Origin of the sequence: Megasphaera jansseni (assembly GCF_047974155.1) — a bacterium.
In the GTDB taxonomy this organism is placed as follows: Bacteria; Bacillota; Negativicutes; order Veillonellales; family Megasphaeraceae; genus Megasphaera.
Window position 1 is genome coordinate 24,073 of record NZ_JBHYRR010000031.1, and the last position, 16,641, is coordinate 40,713.

The 16,641-nt window shown below is 49.0% G+C and carries 16 protein-coding genes and 1 tRNA gene; 11 read left to right on the forward strand and 6 right to left on the reverse strand.

Features of this window, described 5'->3' with window-relative positions; all coding sequences use genetic code 11:
- Window positions 1-509 precede the first annotated feature (509 nt).
- Together ACE418_RS11095 and ACE418_RS11100 are read left to right on the forward strand one after the other, a co-directional pair.
- Entirely contained in the window at window positions 510-3,146 is a 2,637-nt protein-coding gene (locus ACE418_RS11095; protein ID WP_416450666.1) for an ESPR-type extended signal peptide-containing protein, read from the forward strand.
- Window positions 3,147-3,155: 9 nt separating this feature from the next.
- The gene (locus tag ACE418_RS11100; protein ID WP_416450667.1) at window positions 3,156-3,332 is read left to right on the forward strand and encodes a type II toxin-antitoxin system RelB/DinJ family antitoxin; all 177 of its coding nucleotides are present in this window, start codon (window positions 3,156-3,158) and stop codon (window positions 3,330-3,332) included.
- A 436-nt stretch (window positions 3,333-3,768) separates the two neighbouring features.
- Here ACE418_RS11100 and ACE418_RS11105 read toward each other — a convergent pair whose 3' ends face one another.
- From ACE418_RS11105 to ACE418_RS11120, 4 genes are all read right to left on the reverse strand, one after another.
- A complete protein-coding gene (locus ACE418_RS11105) occupies window positions 3,769-4,128 on the reverse strand; it encodes a DUF805 domain-containing protein (protein ID WP_416450668.1) in 360 nt (119 codons plus the stop codon).
- Between the two features lie 113 nt (window positions 4,129-4,241).
- On the reverse strand, window positions 4,242-5,132 hold the full coding sequence (gene fliB / locus ACE418_RS11110) for a flagellin lysine-N-methylase (protein ID WP_416450669.1): 891 nt from the start codon (window positions 5,130-5,132) through the stop codon (window positions 4,242-4,244).
- Between the two features lie 2 nt (window positions 5,133-5,134).
- Window positions 5,135-5,800: a metal-dependent hydrolase gene (locus ACE418_RS11115; RefSeq protein WP_416450670.1), complete on the reverse strand. Its 666-nt coding sequence runs from the start codon at window positions 5,798-5,800 to the stop codon at window positions 5,135-5,137.
- 26 nt (window positions 5,801-5,826) lie between these two features.
- Complete coding sequence (locus ACE418_RS11120) at window positions 5,827-6,255, reverse strand: hypothetical protein (RefSeq protein ID WP_416450671.1); 429 nt, start codon at window positions 6,253-6,255, stop codon at window positions 5,827-5,829.
- A gap of 159 nt (window positions 6,256-6,414) precedes the next feature.
- On the opposite strand from ACE418_RS11120, the gene trmL reads away from it, so the two are divergent.
- The 8 genes from trmL (at window position 6,415) to ACE418_RS11160 (ending at window position 13,190) form a co-directional block, all read left to right on the forward strand.
- Complete coding sequence (trmL, locus tag ACE418_RS11125; protein ID WP_014016444.1) at window positions 6,415-6,900, forward strand: tRNA (uridine(34)/cytosine(34)/5-carboxymethylaminomethyluridine(34)-2'-O)-methyltransferase TrmL; 486 nt, start codon at window positions 6,415-6,417, stop codon at window positions 6,898-6,900.
- 26 nt (window positions 6,901-6,926) lie between these two features.
- Entirely contained in the window at window positions 6,927-7,274 is a 348-nt protein-coding gene (locus tag ACE418_RS11130) for a YlbF family regulator (RefSeq protein WP_292262418.1), read from the forward strand.
- Window positions 7,275-7,320: 46 nt separating this feature from the next.
- The gene (gene murB, locus ACE418_RS11135; RefSeq protein ID WP_292262419.1) at window positions 7,321-8,190 is read left to right on the forward strand and encodes a UDP-N-acetylmuramate dehydrogenase; all 870 of its coding nucleotides are present in this window, start codon (window positions 7,321-7,323) and stop codon (window positions 8,188-8,190) included.
- 324 nt (window positions 8,191-8,514) lie between these two features.
- Window positions 8,515-9,822: an L-cysteine desulfidase family protein gene (locus ACE418_RS11140; RefSeq protein ID WP_416450672.1), complete on the forward strand. Its 1,308-nt coding sequence runs from the start codon at window positions 8,515-8,517 to the stop codon at window positions 9,820-9,822.
- A 23-nt stretch (window positions 9,823-9,845) separates the two neighbouring features.
- Window positions 9,846-10,388, forward strand: a complete 543-nt coding sequence (locus ACE418_RS11145; RefSeq protein WP_416450673.1) for a flavodoxin family protein — start codon at window positions 9,846-9,848, stop codon at window positions 10,386-10,388.
- 118 nt (window positions 10,389-10,506) lie between these two features.
- Window positions 10,507-12,321, forward strand: coding sequence for a translational GTPase TypA (gene typA / locus ACE418_RS11150; protein WP_287056604.1), 1,815 nt, complete (start codon window positions 10,507-10,509; stop codon window positions 12,319-12,321).
- A gap of 309 nt (window positions 12,322-12,630) precedes the next feature.
- Window positions 12,631-12,789, forward strand: coding sequence for a hypothetical protein (locus ACE418_RS11155; protein ID WP_416450674.1), 159 nt, complete (start codon window positions 12,631-12,633; stop codon window positions 12,787-12,789).
- Window positions 12,786-13,190 carry a type II toxin-antitoxin system death-on-curing family toxin gene (locus ACE418_RS11160; RefSeq protein ID WP_416450675.1) on the forward strand — a complete coding sequence of 135 codons (405 nt, stop codon included), beginning with the start codon at window positions 12,786-12,788 and terminating at the stop codon, window positions 13,188-13,190. Before ACE418_RS11155 ends, ACE418_RS11160 begins: the two co-directional genes overlap by 4 nt.
- 193 nt (window positions 13,191-13,383) lie before the next feature.
- Here the strand turns inward: ACE418_RS11160 and ACE418_RS11165 are convergent, their stop codons facing one another.
- Window positions 13,384-14,589, reverse strand: a complete 1,206-nt coding sequence (locus tag ACE418_RS11165) for a Fic family protein (RefSeq protein ID WP_416450676.1) — start codon at window positions 14,587-14,589, stop codon at window positions 13,384-13,386.
- 602 nt (window positions 14,590-15,191) lie between these two features.
- Window positions 15,192-15,280, reverse strand: a tRNA-Ser gene (locus ACE418_RS11170).
- 150 nt (window positions 15,281-15,430) lie between these two features.
- On the opposite strand from ACE418_RS11170, the gene ACE418_RS11175 reads away from it, so the two are divergent.
- Complete coding sequence (locus ACE418_RS11175) at window positions 15,431-16,555, forward strand: DUF362 domain-containing protein (RefSeq protein ID WP_416450677.1); 1,125 nt, start codon at window positions 15,431-15,433, stop codon at window positions 16,553-16,555.
- The last annotated feature ends 86 nt before the right edge of the window (window positions 16,556-16,641 follow it).

Genomic DNA, 16,641 nt, shown 5'->3' on the forward strand with positions numbered 1-16,641 from the left:
TGCGAGATTTCATCACATCCCATTCGAGTATCATGGCAGGCTTTTACGAGCCACGAACCACGAGCCACGAACCACGGTCTTTTCCACGAGCCGAGGGTCACTCGAGGCGATGTCGTCAGTTTGAATCTGTTGCCGCATAGCGGCATTTGACTCCGAGGCGGCCTGCGAACTGCGGTCTGCGAACTGCGGGGCCGTCCCCAAATTCGATGAACGAACTACGACCTACGACGAACGAATCCACGCCCGGCTGTCAGGCTTTATCATTTTACAAAAAAATCGCAGAAAATTTTTGTCTTACTATCTACATATTTTTATAATTGATTATATTTATAATATATTAAAATAGTAATTACAAAATGCAAGTCAACAGCTTAGTGATGGCTTATAGATGACTATATATAGCTTTGTTTTGTGGCTTTGTATGCTATAATAAGATAACAGTTTTATTACAAGCATGCTATTTATTAGTTGTATAAATTCATATAATAAAAAGAAAAGAGCTGTTTCTTATGAATCGAACGTATAAAGTCATTTGGAACAAAGCTAGACGATGCTATGTCGTTGTATCAGAATTAGCTAAAGGCCAACACAAATCGTCCTGTAAGAGCGAACATACAACTGAGAATGTTCACCGGGGGGGGTATTTAGGTAAAGCCGCCCTGGTTGCTGTCGTTGCCAGTCTGCTGACTGTTGGGGGATTAGCTTATTCGCCGGTTATGGCTGCGGATAATACCACTGTGACGGATAGCAATGGAAACGAAGTCACGAATACAGGTCCGAAGAATAAAGATATCAACGCAAATATTACTGATAAGAAAAATAAGGTTACTGACAGTAGCAATGCTGAAATCGTCGGTGATAACAATACGGTTACTTTGGCATGTGGACCGACCATGGTTTTTGCCGCAAATAACACGACAAATAACACGACAAACGACACGACTGGCAGCTTTGGCATCGTTATTGACGGCGATAATAATACCGTTCACAGTTCGAATTCCATTACACTTGGTAATCATATCAGTTCTCTTGGCGGAGCGAATGTCGCTATTGGATACCAAAGCAAGGCAGGTAATCAGGAAAATCCACTAGATCCGAATAATGCGAACGGTGCAACGGCAGTTGGCACCGGAGCGCAGGCAGTCAACTATAGAGCAGCGGCTTTTGGTGATTACACCGTTGCTTCAGGAACAGATTCTATTGGCCTGGGAACCACTGCCCAGGCGACAGGCGATCGTTCCATATCCGCAGGGCTTTCATCAGAAGCATCAGGAGTGAATGCCATTGCTATCGGGGATAAAACAGTGTCAAGCAGTAATGATTCTGTAGCCATTGGTGAAAAGGCACGTGCAACGAGCAGTCAGTCCATTGCCATCGGCAGCGCTTCTTCTGCTTCCGGTTCCTACAGTGTGGCCATAGGGCTAAACGCTGAAACATCTGTTGAAGGTGGCGTAGCCCTCGGCTATGGCAGTCAGGTAACAACGCGGGATATCCTGAAATCGGATGGCAACGATGGTGTCGTTTCCGTCGGCAAATCGATTGGCCAGTCCAGTGAAAAGGGGATGACGCGCCGCATCATCAATGTCAAAGATGGTGTCAAAGCAACGGATGCAGCTAATGTTAGCCAGCTAACGGAGCTTAAGGAAGGCGAACATATCAGCATTACAGACAGTGCAACACCGAACGAAAAGGGGCAGACAGTCAAGACGATTGCTGTTAAGGTGGACGGCCAGATTCAAAAAGGAAATACAGGAATTCTTTCCGGTGATACGGTTTATAAAGAAGTTCACGTTGATAAAGATGGGAACTATATCCAGGCTGATAATACCGTTGCAGAAAATTTGGAGGCCCTTGATTCCAATGTAAAGACAAATGCGGACAATATCGAAAAGAACGGCAAGGCCATCGAACAGAACTCGGCCCGCATCGATACGAATGCCAAGAACATCGAAAAGAACGGCAAGGCCATCGAACAGAACTCGGCCCGCATTGACACGAATAGCAAGAACATCGAAAAGAACAGCAAGGCCATCGAACAGACATCGGCCCTTGTTCAGACTAATGCCCAGAATATCGAAAAAAATGGCAGAGCTATCGAGCAGAATTCGGCCCGTATCGATACAAACAGTAAAAATATCGAGATCTTACAGGAGACAAAGGCAAATACAAACTTGTCCAATATTACAAAAGCTGGAGAAACAGTCATTAATAATATTGCGAAAAAATCGGTCAAGGTTGAAGCCGGTTCCAGCAATGTGAATGTAAAGACAAACGATGAAAAAGATGGCCCGATGACGTATACGGTGGATATTGCCAAAGACCTCAATGTCAACAGCATTACATCTAACTCCGCTTCGATTGGTAAGGTAACAATCAACAAGGATAATAAAGGCACAATTGGCGGCTTGAATAACAAGACCTGGGATGCTGCTAACATTACCTCCGGCCAGGCTGCTACGGAAGACCAGCTCAAGGCTGCGACCAAGAATGCCGTCAACTACGACGGTGATGACAGCAAGACCGTCACGCTGCGGGAAGACACGACCATCAAGAATGTCGCCAATACGACGATTGAAGAAGGGTCCAAGAACGCTGTCAATGCCGGTACGGTCTACAACGAAACGAGAGTCGCCAAAGACGGGACTTTCATCAGACAGGCCAACACGGCTGGTGAAAACCTGACGGCTTTGGACCATCAGGTCGCTGCCAACGCAGAATCCATTTACCACATCAATAACCGCGTTTCCAATCTCGATAACCGCGTCAACAAGGTCGGTGCCGGCGCCGCTGCTTTGGCAGCCCTTCATCCGCTGGACTTCGACCCGGATGACAAGTGGGACTTCGCCGTCGGCTATGGCAATTACCGCAATGCCAACAGCGTCGCTTTCGGCGCCTTCTATCGTCCCAATGAAGATACCATGTTCAGCCTGGGCACGAACTTCGGCAACGGTGAAAACATGTTCAACGCCGGCCTGAGCTTCAAGATTGGACAGGGCAGCGGCATCACGACGTCGAAGACGGCCATGGCCAAGAAGATTGAAAGCCTGGAAGACACTGTCGATAAACAGGATAAGAAGATTGCCGAACTGGAAGCCCTGGCCAAAGAACAGGGAGAAATGATCCGTCAGTACGTTGGTAAGAAATAGAGGGGTATTATGGCACAGACAACGATTTGTATCCGCATCGATGCGGATTTGAAAAAAGATTTTGAAACCTTTTGCGACTCCATCGGCATGAGCATGTCGACGGCCGTCAACATCTTCATCAAGAAATCCGTAGGGGAACAACGGATCCCCTTCGAGATTACGGCGAAGAATAACGTGAATAAGTAACTGCAAACTTGAAACTCAAAAAGAGGCTGTCGCATTAAGACAGCCTCTTTTTACGTTAATTGTAGGTCGTTCATCGTTAAACGGGCAGTCCGCAGGTCGCCGCGGTCCTGCGGACCGCAAAAATACACGGCCAGCGACTTTGTGCGTAGGGAACGACCTTTAACCTCTCAGACCGCCTTTGGCGGCCAGCTCCCCTATAAAGGGAGCCTTGTGCGGCCCGCTGTGAGCTTTGGCCACATCCTGTTCGAGTATAATGGCAGGCTTTTACGAGCCACAAGCCACGAACCACGAGCCACGAGCCACGAACCACGAGCCACGAGCCACGAGCCACGAACCACGAGCCGATGTAGTTTTTCTGAATTTATCGTCGCGCAGCGGCATTTGAATCCGAGGCGGCCTGCGAACTGCGACCGGCGACCGGCGGGCCGTCAGGCCCCTATTCTATTTTCTCTTTCCAGCAGAGGAAGATTTCGACGGCCAGGGCGGCGAACCAGATGTTGCGGGCCAGAACGTTGATGATGCAGTACCAGCCGGATTTCCCCAGGTCATGGTAGCGCCGTATCATATAAGAGAAGTCGACGGGGATGAGGAGAAGGGCGATGATGCACGAGGCGATGGTGTATTCCAGGGCCTGCGGTCCGCCCTGCGAGGCCAGGTGCTGGAGCCAGATGATGAGGCAGATGGGCAGGATGCTGAACAGTCGGAAGTGCAGGTAGCGTTTGCGGCTGACTTTGCCTTTGAAGTCTAAGTGGTTGCGGATGAGTACGCGAATAGGCGCGTCTTCGGCTATGATCAAGAGAAGGACCTCCTTTTAGGATAAGGGATTTTTCTCTACTATAGCACGAAAGACGCGCCTATTTCGATAGGGACGGGCAAAGTGGCCATGGCTGTCACGAAATGCCGGAAAAGTCAAAATTCTCCGGCCGCTGCCGCTTTCTTGAGGAGCGCCACGTTGTCCGTATCGTATTCGATTTGTTCCGACCAGCGGCGTACCGCTTCGGGCAGGTCGCCCGTGGCGGCGGCTGTGAGGGCGATGAAGTCCGTGCTGCGTCCGGCATAGGTGGCCAGGAAGTCTGACGGGACGTCGGCAAAGGTTTCCAGCTGGCGGTAAAAGATGTAATCGTATATGCGCTGATAGCGTCCGGCCATTCCGGGGTTCCCGGTCAGGGCCATGGCATCGGCCGATTTCGCTATTTGAGCCGGTAAGGCTTTCAGCTGATCCGTCCAGGCATCGTCAATCGGTTCCGTGCGGGATAAGACGCCCAGGAGCCGCTCAGTGTCCTTTTGGGCTATCGCGGGCTGATAGATGAGTTCCCGGTCTGGCAGGGGATAGCCCAGCCATTCTAGCAGCTGAGTCAGGCTGCCGATGGATCGGCCTGTTTCGCTGTCGTAGAAAGTGAGGGGCTCCGTTTCGCTGAGGAGCAGTTCACAGGCTGCTTCACAGCATAGCCCGACGCCGCCGAGCTCGATGTCCTGCCCGCTGCCATCGCGGACGACCTGGAAGAAGCGCGGATGGAGAGCACAGATATCGCAGAGGATATCGTCCCCGGCCTGGCGGATGAGCTGACACAGGCCGTCTGGGCGGAGAAAGGGGCAGTTCCCTTCCGCCGTGAGGCAGAAATGCCAGCCGTCCGGCCCTTGGGTGATATGCTGGCGGATGGCTTCGCCTAAGGGGCCTTCGAGCTGCTGGTAATAGTCCGCCGTCACGTCGTCGATGTCGATGTCCCAGCCCCGGCAGCACGTGTGCTGACAGGTACCGGCTTTACAGCCAAAGCGCTCGTAGAAATCAGGAAGGATCATGATTAGAATTCATACGTCGTCCCCGGGTCGACGACCTGGACGGGGATGTTGTATTTCGTTTCTGTGAGCTTCTTATATTCCTGCGGGTCTGCTTCGATGATCGGCCAGGTCTTGTAATGGACGGGGATGACGAAGCGCGGCTGGACCCAGAGGGCGGCCAGGGCGGCGTCATCCATGCCCATGGTGAAGTTGTCGCCGATAGGCAGGATAGCGCAGTCGATTTGTCCGAAACGGTCGAGGATTTTCATGTCTGAGAAGAGGCCTGTATCGCCGGCATAGTAGATGCGTTTGCCGCCGAATTCGACGATAACACCGCAGGCTAGCCCTCCGGCAATGCCAGACCCGTGGAAGGCCGGGGTCAGCCGTACTTTGCCAAAGGGGAAATCCGCACTGCCGCCGACATGCATGGCATGGGCCTTACAGCCAGCTTCTCCAGCTTTGCCGGCTACTTCGGCGGTGCTGATGACCGTCGCGTCATTGGCTTTGGCAATGGCTTCGGTGTCGCCGTAGTGGTCGCCGTGGCAGTGGGTGACGATAACATACTGGCAGGCAATGTCTGTCGGACAGACCTGAGTCCAGGGATTGTCCGTAATGAACGGGTCAAAAAGAATCGTCGTCACGTCATCGGAAAGTGTGAATGCGGAATGACCGTAGTAAGTGAATTTCATGATAGCCTCTGCTCCTTAAAGACGAATTAGTCTTTTTCTGTACTATTCAAACTCCATTTCTTCCATTCTTCGAACCAGCTCTTGACGTGTTCCTGCGGAAGGGAGCCACAGAAGGTATTCTTCAAGGTCTGGCGGAGTTCGCCTTCTTTTTCACCTAAAGGATAGACGTCCTTGTATTCGTCGTAGACGTTCCAGAAGTCGCGCATGTGCAGGTTGGCGTAGGTTTCGCCGTAAATCTTGTAGCACGTGTCGCAGAGCGTGATGAAGACGGCTTCGTCGTTGTGCTGGTTGGCGTCGTCGAGAGCGCAGCAGCGTGTATACAGTTTGATTTTGCTGCCGAAGAGCTGGCGCAGGTAATCGTAGACGTCGGAAACCATCTGGGGCTGCAGCTGCAGCAATTTACAGCCGGGAGCGAAATACATGGGGTACTGGGCAATGTTATCAAAGTTATCCATAATAATTGACACCTCTTTCTAAAATCAACAGAAACTTTACATTTCTATTAAATAATAACTATTATTTATAAGTATATCATAAAAAGGCTGGAAACGCAATGTTCCTCTTGTACTTCCTGCATAAATCCTGTACAATATCCATTGGAGAGTGATATAAGTATGCATATCGTAATGGTAGAGCCGGAAATCCCCGGCAATACGGGCAATGTCGCCCGTTTATGCGCAGCGAATCATATTACGCTGCATTTGGTCAAGCCCCTGGGCTTTTCCATCGATGACAAGCATTTAAAACGGGCCGGTCTCGATTACTGGTCGCTCGTCGATGTCCAGATCCATGAGAATTTTCAGGAAGTCCTGGACAAATACAAAGATCATCGCTTTTTTTATTTGACGACGAAATCGGAACAGTGTTATGCCGATATCCAGTTCCAATACGATGATATGCTCGTATTCGGGAAGGAAACGAAAGGCCTTCCGGAGGACCTCCTGAAAGCCAATCCGGAACGCTGCTTCCGTGTACCGATGGTCGAACAGGCGCGCAGCCTGAACTTGTCGAATACCGTCGCTATCGTATCGTATGAAGCGATGCGCCAGCTCGGATTCCCGGGCATGGCCAAGAGCGGCATCGGTATAAAGAATCTTTAAGTTACAGAAATGATGAGGTGTAGAACGTGGAAATTTATGATAAAGCCCATGAGTTAGAGGCAGCCATCAAGGAATGCCAGGAATATAAGGACCTCGTCGCCGCCGGTCAGGAACTGGCCAAAGACGAAAAGACCAAGCATCTGGTCCGCGATTTCCTCATGCTCCAGGCCCAGCTGGCCTATGCCCAGTCCATGGGGGACAAACCGATCCGCAAGAAGATCGACCACTTGAACCAGATGGCAGAATTCATTAAAAACAATCAGACCGCTGTGGAATATTTAAACCATTATAATAAATGGCAGTCCATGGCCGGCGAAGTGTTCCAGATTATTCAAAATGCAATGGCAGAAGGAATGAGCATCCTTGATCAATAAATATGCACTGACGACTTTCGTCTCCGAATTAAGTATCTCCGTTCCCATGGAACGGATCCTGCTGGACGAACCGATGAGCGAACACACGACGTTTGCTGTCGGCGGTCCGGCTGATGTCCTGATCCTGCCGGAATCGGTCAAGGAAATGTCCTTGGCTATCCGGGCAGCCCGTCGGCTGGACCTGCCCGTTACCGTCCTCGGCGGCGGCTCGAACGTCCTCGTCCGCGATGGGGGTATCCGCGGCGTCGTCATCCAGCTGAATACGATGAAGAAGGTATTGGCCTGCCACGATCGGAAAATCATGGCCAGCGCCGGCTTCATGCTGAAGGATGTCTGTCAGTTTGCTCAGGAAAACAGCCTGACGGGTATCGAATTTGCCTGCGGTATCCCCGGTACCTTAGGTGGTGCCGTTTTCATGAACGCCGGTGCCTATGACGGGGAAATGAGCCACGTCGTATCGCGGGTCCGCACGGTCAACAGTACGGGCGGTGTCCATACCTATGATGCACCGAACCTCGGCTTTTCTTATCGCCAGAGCCGGTTCCAGAAATCCCAGGAATTCGTCGTCGAAGTCGAATTGACCCTGCGCAGTGGCGACCCCAAGGAAATCCAGGCCCGCATGGATGACCTCATGAACCGCCGCCGCAGCAAGCAGCCTTTGGAAATGCACAGTGCCGGCAGTACCTTCAAGCGGCCGCCGGGATACTATGCCGGGACCCTCATCGACCAGACGGGCCTCAAAGGCCTCTCGTGCGGCGATGCCCAGGTCTCGATGAAACACGCCGGCTTCGTCGTCAACACGGGTCACGCATCGGCCCGGGATGTCCTCAACGTCATCCACGAAGTCCAGAAACGTGTCGAAAAGGCCCACGGTGTCCACTTGGAACCGGAAGTCCGCATCATCGGCGAAGATTAAAATTTAATCCATCCGCTAGTATGGAGTTTGTAGGGGCCGCCCGTGGGCGGCCCGTTAGGGATTTGGGTGATTCTTCTAGCAAACTGGCTGGGAAATCGTACATATTCTGTAGGGGCTGTCGCATTAAGCCATTTTGGCTTCGTGCGACAGCTCCTTTTTTTCTCTCTTGCAATATGCGAAGGACCTAAAAGAGCGGCGAACTGCCAACTGCGGTCTGCGGACGGCGGCATAACCATATTGTTTTCTCATAGGAATCATGATATGATGGTATTGAAAAGTACGTGATACGATTTACCGAATCTACCGGAGAAAGCAGGGATAGTTATGGATAAAATGGCTATGTGGAACAACATGATTAGCATCATCAAACAGGATGTGACGCCGGCGACGGGTTGTACGGAACCGATTGCCCTGGCCTATGCGGCGGCGACGGCAGCCCGTGAACTGGGCGAAGCCGTGCGCTTTATCGACGCCCGCGTGTCGGCGAACCTGATGAAGAACGGCATGGGTGTCACCGTGCCGGGGACAGGGACGCCGGGCCTCTATATTGCCGCCGCTGTCGGTGCCCTTGGGGGAGATGCTGACGCGGGCTTGCAGGTCTTGAAGGCCTTGACGCCGGATATCGTCGCCCTGGGCAAGCAGTACGTCAACGACGGCAAGGTTACCGTATCCGTCCAGGAAGATACGCCCCATGTCCTCTATGCCGAAGCCGTCGTCTATGGTGAAAATCATCGCGTCCGCGTGGTCATCACCGACGACCACACGAACATCGTCTTTGTAGAAAAGGACGGCAAAGTCCTCTTGGACCAGCGCATCGAAGCGGGGAGCGGGGAAGACCCCAAGATTGCCTTCCTCCATACGCTGACCTTAGCGGATATCGTCGACTTTGCCGAACACGTGCCGCTTGAGGCCATCGATTTCCTAAAGGAAGCAGAGCGGCTCAACGACCAGTTGTCGAAAGAAGGATTGACCGGGAAATACGGCTTGAAGATTGGCTATACCTTACAGCAGATGGTCGATAAAGGCGTATTGGCCGATGACTTGTCCCATCGCATCCAGATCCGCACGGTCGCGGCTTCCGATGCCCGCATGGGTGGGGCGGCTTTCCCGGCCATGACTAATTCCGGTTCTGGCAATCAGGGCATTGCGGCGACGGAACCGGTGACGGTCGTTGCCGATGCCCTCGGCATTACCCCGGAACGGCGGCTGCGGGCCCTGGCCTTGTCCAGCATGGTCGCCATTTATGCCCATGGCTATCTGCCGAAATTATCGGCTTTCTGTGCTACCGTTACGGCTTCCATGGGGGCGGCTGCCGGTATGGCTTGGCTGCTGGCCGAAAAGGACCCGCTGCAGGTCATCGAGAAGGCCCTGGCTACCATGTCCGGGTCCATCGTCGGCATGGTCTGCGACGGCGCGGCCAACAGTTGCTCCATGAAGGTGTCGGCGTCGGTCCATGCGGCCTATGAAGCGGTCCTCCTGGCCCTCAATGACGTGCGCGTCCAGGGTACAGACGGCCTGGTAGCCAACGCGGCCGAAGAATGTCTCAAGAACGTCGGTCTCCTGGCTTCCCGCGGGATGCAGCAGACCGACGATGAAATCTTAAAGATCATGCTCCAGAAAAATAGAGCCTAGTTTTTGTGAAAGGGTGTTGTCTTATGGCTAAAAAAGTCCTTATCCTCTCTTCCAGCCTGCGTCCTAACAGCAATTCGGAACAACTGGCCCGCGAAGCCGGCCGCGGCGCCGTCGAAGCCGGTCATGACGTGGAAGTCCTCAGCCTGGCAGGGCGGGACATCCGCTATTGTGAAGGCTGCATGGCCTGCCACCGCCTGCTCTACTGTCCCATTCAGGACGATGCCAACGACCTCATCAAGAAGGTCCAGGAAGCGGACGTCGTCGTCTTTGCCTCTCCCATCTATTATTATGATATCTGCGGCCAGCTGAAGACCTTCCTCGACAGGACCAATCCGCTCTACGGCCAGCCTTACCGCTTCCGTGACATCTACCTCATCACCGTATCGGCCGATGACGCACCGGACACGGCAAAACGGGCCGTATCGACGCTCGACGGCTGGATCTGCTGCTTCGACAAAGCCCATTATGCCGGCGGCTTCAACGCCGGCGGCATGAGCGAGGCCAACCTGGCCGGTACCCATCCGGAATGGATGCAGAAAGCCTATGAATTAGGAAAATCGATCTGATATTTTACCGCCTGTTGACAATAAATTCAGCAGGCGGCTTTGCATTTCTGTGTAATCCATGCTATACTTATCTAGTTATATACAACCCAATATTTGTTTATGAGAGAGAGGACATTAGATGGAACGCAAAGATATTCGTAATATTGCAATTATTGCCCACGTCGACCATGGCAAAACGACATTGGTCGATGCCATGCTCAAACAGAGCCATGTTTTCCGTTCTAACGAAAAAGTCGAAGAACGTGTCATGGACTCTGGGGATATTGAACGTGAACGCGGCATTACAATCTTGTCCAAAAATACATCTGTCATGCACGAAGGCGTCAAGATCAACATCGTCGACACCCCGGGGCATGCTGACTTCGGCGGCGAAGTAGAACGTGTACTGAACATGGTAGACGGCGTACTGCTCCTCGTCGATGCTTTTGAAGGCCCGATGCCGCAGACCAAATACGTTCTGCGCAAGGCTTTGGAACAGAAATTGAAACCAATCGTCGTCATCAACAAAATCGACAAACCCGGTGCCCGCGTTGCCGAAGTTGAAGACGAAGTTCTCGAATTGTTCATGGAACTCGATGCTACGGATGAACAGCTCGATTTCCCGGTCGTCTATGCTAACGGCCGTGATGGTATTGCTAAATACTCCATGGATGATGACAGCGATAACCTCGAACCGTTGTTCAAGACGATCATCAAATACTGCCCGTGCCCGAAAGGCGATGCTGATGGCCCGCTGCAGTTCATGGTCACGACCCTGGACTATGATGATTATGTCGGCAAGATTGCTATCGGCCGTATCGTCCGTGGCAAGATGCATCCGAACCAGAACGTCGTCGTCACCGATGGCGAAGGCCAGCGCAAAGCCAAGATTGGCCGCGTCTATACCTATGAAGGCCTGAAACGTGTCGAACAGGATGAAGCTGCTATGGGCGAAATCGCCTGCATCGTCGGCATCCCGGACCTCAAAATCGGCGAAACCGTTACGGACCCGCAGAATCCGGAAGCTTTGCCGAAAATCAACATCGACGAACCGACGCTGTCCATGATTTTCTACGTCAACGACAGCCCCTTTGCCGGCCAGGAAGGGGAATACGTTACCAGCCGTCACCTCCGCGACCGCCTGTTCCGCGAAGTCCAGACCAACGTCTCCCTGCGCGTTGAAGAAACAGACAGCGCCGATGCCTTCAAAGTATCGGGCCGTGGCGAACTCCACATCGCTGTCCTCATCGAAGAAATGCGCCGTCAGGGCTATGAACTTCAGATCGGCAAACCGAGCGTCATCACCAAGGAAATCAACGGTCAGAAATGTGAACCGCTGGAAGCCCTCACCATCGACGTTCCGCCTGAATTCATGGGCGCTGTCATGGAAAAACTCGGTACCCGTAAAGCTGAAATGGTCAACATGACCGATATTTCCGGCTACACCCGTCTGGAATTCATCATTCCAGCCCGCGGCCTTATCGGCTTCCGCAGCGAATTCCTTACAGCTACCAAGGGCAATGGTATCATGTACCACGTCTTCCACGGCTATGCTCCTTGGAAAGGCGAAATTCCGGGCCGTACACGCGGCAGCTTAGTTGCCTTTGAATCGGGCACGACGACAGGCTACGGCATCTTCAACTTGCAGGACCGCGGCACGATGTTCATCAAACCGGGCGAAGAAATCTACCTCGGCCAGGTCGTCGGTGAAAGCAACCGCGACGTCGACATCGATGTCAATCCGTGCAAGAAGAAACACTTGACCAACACCCGTTCCTCCGCATCGGATGAAGCACTCCGCCTCACGCCGCCGCAGGAAATGGGTCTGGAAAAATCCCTGGAATGGATTAACGACGATGAACTCGTAGAAGTTACACCGAAGAGCATCCGTATCCGCAAAGCTATCCTCGACAAACACGATCGTAAAAAAGCCATGCGCCGTGCGCAGCAGTAAGCTTTTCACTAAAAACTACAAACTTAATACTCAAAAGGGGCTGTCGTACGAAGATTTTCATCATGCGCAGTCCCTTTTACTTTATAGTTTGTAACATAGAGTTTATAGTTTGCAGAGAAAACTTTAAATTTAAAGCCATCTGCTAACAACTAACTGCTAGCCACTAACAACTTAAAAGGGTTTGTCGCATAACGACAAACCCTTTTTTGATGCTTGGATAGTAAATACTTCGCCAGTTGTGATATACTTATTTATAATGAGTCCATATCACCTATAGTGAGTAAAAATGTATGTAAGGAGATGAATGTAATGAATTTATCTAATTCTGCTAAAGGAATCAAAGTATCTGGTGCAAGAAAAATTCTTACCAGCAAAGGAAATCAAGAAATAAAAGAAAAAATCCGTGAGGCCTCCCAGCTTATGTTTAAGCGTAATGAAAAAGCCTACAGGGACTTAGAAAATCGATGAAACACGAGCAAATATTGATAGAAATTATCCTAGAAGATGTACTTGCTTTTCATGAAGAAATGGAGCAGAGATATGTTATGGATAAAGGAATTCATGATATGAATTTGCTGGAATCTGCCGTAAATACTCCATTTCAGTCATTTGCTGGGGAAGAACTTTATCCTACTATTTTAGATAAAGCCGCTAGATTGTGTTATGGTCTTACAAAAAATCACCCATTTTGTGATGGCAATAAACGATCTGCTATCCATAGCATGTTGGTATTTCTTTACGTCAATGGGATTGATTTAGATTATACACAACAAGAATTGGAAGATATGGTAGTTGATGTTGCTGCTGATCATTTAGATTGTGATGGAATCAAACAATGGTTACTGAAACATAAGAAAATGGAGGTATAGAAAAAGCGCACCGACAAGTTCCATAAAGGACTTATTAGTGCGCTTCTGCTTTGGCGGAGCGGGTGGGATTCGAACCCACGAGACCTTTCGGCCTAACTGATTTCACGGACCATCGCAGTATATCTCAATGCACAATAAATAGCTATTTCCTCGAAATCCTGATTCTTATGCGGTCGATTTTTTTATTTCTAAACTAGAAAACATCAAGATTTAAACGGTATAAATGCGCACGATGAGCCGTATTGATTAAAATATGATTAGCTGGATATTTTTGGAGATGACGCTTAATGGTAGCAGGATGTTGTTTTACTGTTTGAGCAATTTCATCCAGAGAAGCACCTTCATCTGAAAATAAAGCCGCTTGTAGAAGTACATAATATATCGCCAGGTCTTTAGAATTCATATTTAGTTGTTTTAACCTGTTATTAAAGCTTATTAAGTCGCTCATTTTATCATTGAGTATTTCAGTTGTTCTGGTTATGCTTTTTAATATAAGCCACATGAATCCAGTAATGAATGGCGTAATATCTCCGCGATTTCCATAGGAATTTGTAATATCAAATAATTTATAGTAAGTTCTTAAAGATTTTTTTATAGTTATAGATAAGCGATAAGATACTAAGGGGTTTATAACTTTTGATAAATAATAAGATGTAATAAACCGAGATGTCCTTCCATTACCGTTATAAAAAGGATGGATATACCCAAAGAGATAGTGATATACAGAAATTCTGATTATACTAGGAATTGAATCATCTTGTAAAACAGCTAGGGCCTTATTCATATAATCGATGATTTTTTCTTCTGGAAATACCCCCCGATGAATTATTTTTGAATTGGAGGTGACATCTACACTTCCTTTTCTAAAAATAGATCCATCTGGCTTATCGCCAGCATCTTCACGATATACTTCATCCAATACAAAATCGTCGTAAAATATTCTTAAATCCTGACTTGTATTAAATGGAATATTTTCTTTGTTTTGAAGTTTTAAATACTTATTAACAATTCCCCAGAGGCGAGTATTATTTTTATTTTCTATATTTAATTGTTCATCGATAGCTGTGTTTATTTCTTTTCTAGTACTATGAACGCCTTCAATATCATTTGTTGATTGTATTTCCTCGATTAAGCAAGATTTAGTAAAATGTTGTAACGCAATATTGGGAAGAGTATCCGTAATAGCGATAAGTTTTGCCTGTTCTTCCATCATTTTTGTTAATAGCATTACGATTTCTTCTGTATAGTAAAAGAATGCGGGGAAACCATGAGAAGATTGATATTGTTTAATCTCAATGTCGATATGACGAGATGTAGGGGCATCAAAAAGAGCATGATATATTGAATTCCATTTATCTTCGTTGGTATGGAATAAAATGGATAGTTTTGGACTTTCCATTATAGCCTCCTTAATTTAACTGTAGCAAATGCTAAGTTTTGCCATAGTGCATATATTAACTATAACAAAAAAGCGATTTTGTTATAGTAGTATTGATAACTATAGCAAAAAGACGATTTTGCATGACTCGATACAATGCAGCTCGTTCCTGATTTTCTTGCTTCTTTAATTCGTTGACCTATGCTTTTCATAAAATATCCCTCCTTGCTCTTACTGTGTGGGTTTTCCGTCTTTTTAGATTATTATAATATAAATATGACGGAAATACCATTGGAAACAGGACAGGATGTAAGCGGGTTAAGGGGATGGGGCTTAGAACGAAAACGAACATTTTCATGCCATCAATTTTGATTATAAAAAATATCATTATTGTTTTTCTGGATGGTGGATACTTGAGGTATTATTATCACACAAAACCTTTATCAGCATGTCACCAGAAAGGCTGCGTCTAAGATCGCGGATGTTATGGATGCCCTGGTAAATTCAAATATCTAAGTTCAAGGGTGGACAACAGGGTGGACAACACTGCTTTTTTCTATTTTTGGGCAAAAAAATAAAACCGCATGGGATGCTATAAATAGCATAACCATGCGGTTTTTATCTGGCGGAGCGGGTGGGATTCGAACCCACGAGACCTTTCGGCCTAACTGATTTCGAGTCAGCCCCGTTATGACCACTTCGATACCGCTCCATAAGGTACTTTGCTAGTATATCATGGTATGCCGTATCCGTCAAGCTTTTTGCATAATGATTTTCGACAATTGGTTTACAAAGAAATTATTGACTTGGAGCGTACTTTAAGTGATACAATAAAAGTAACTTGTTTTAGGAGGTAAGGTTTATGGAAAAAGCAAAAGTATACTTTACGGACTTCCGCTGCCGTCCGGGAAAAAACAATTTACAGAAGCTGCAGAAGCTCTGCAAAAAAGCAGGCATCGAAAATATTGATTTTGAAGGGAAATTCGTCGCCATCAAGATGCATTTCGGTGAATTAGGCTGTCTGGCTTCGCTGCGCCCGCAGTATGTCAAAGCCGTTGCCGATTTGGTCAAAGAATTGGGCGGCCGTCCTTTCTTGACGGATTGCAATACGCTCTATCCGGGCAGCCGCAAACATGCTTTGGAACACATGGACTGTGCCAACCTCAACGGGTACAATACCGTTACGACGGGCTGTCAGATCATCATTGGTGACGGCCTGCGCGGAACCGATGAAGTCGAAGTACCGGTCAAGAATGGGGAATACGTCGAAAAGGCAAAAATTGGCCGGGCCATCATGGATGCCGACGTTTTCATCAGCCTGGCTCACTTCAAGGGCCATGAAATGACCGGTTTCGGTGGTGCTATCAAGAACATCGGCATGGGCTGTGGCAGCCGTGCCGGCAAGATGGAACAACATTCGTCGGGCAAACCGAAAGTCGATGAAAGCAAGTGTAAGAACTGTCATCGCTGTGCTGCAGAATGCGGTTCTGATGCCATTACCTATGAAGATAACGTAGCCCATATCAATCAGGACCTGTGCAAAGGCTGTGGCCGCTGCATCGGTGCCTGTGCTTTTGATGCTATTCAGACGGTAGAATGGGATGCCAGTGAAAAACTGGACCGCAAGATGGCCGAATATGCACAGGCCGTTTGTCAGGATCGTCCGTGTTTCCATATCAATCTGGTCATGGATGTTTCGCCGAACTGCGACTGCCATGCTGAAAATGATGCACCAATCCTGCCGGATATCGGTATGTTCGCTTCCTTTGACCCGGTTGCGCTCGACCAGGCTTGTGCCGATGCCTGTCTGAAAGCGGCTCCTATGCCGAACAGCCAGTTGTCGGATCATTTGGCACAACCTGATTGGCATCACCATCACGATCATTTCCTCGATAGCAACCCTAATGTCGATTGGAAAACGACGTTGGAACACGCTGAAAAGATTGGCTTAGGGACACGGGAATACGAACTCATCACCGTCCGCTAACAACTAACTGCTAGTGTATAGTCTCTTCCATATATACAACAATCGGTCATTTGCTTAAATCCGGGTACAAAGACACCAGTTTGACT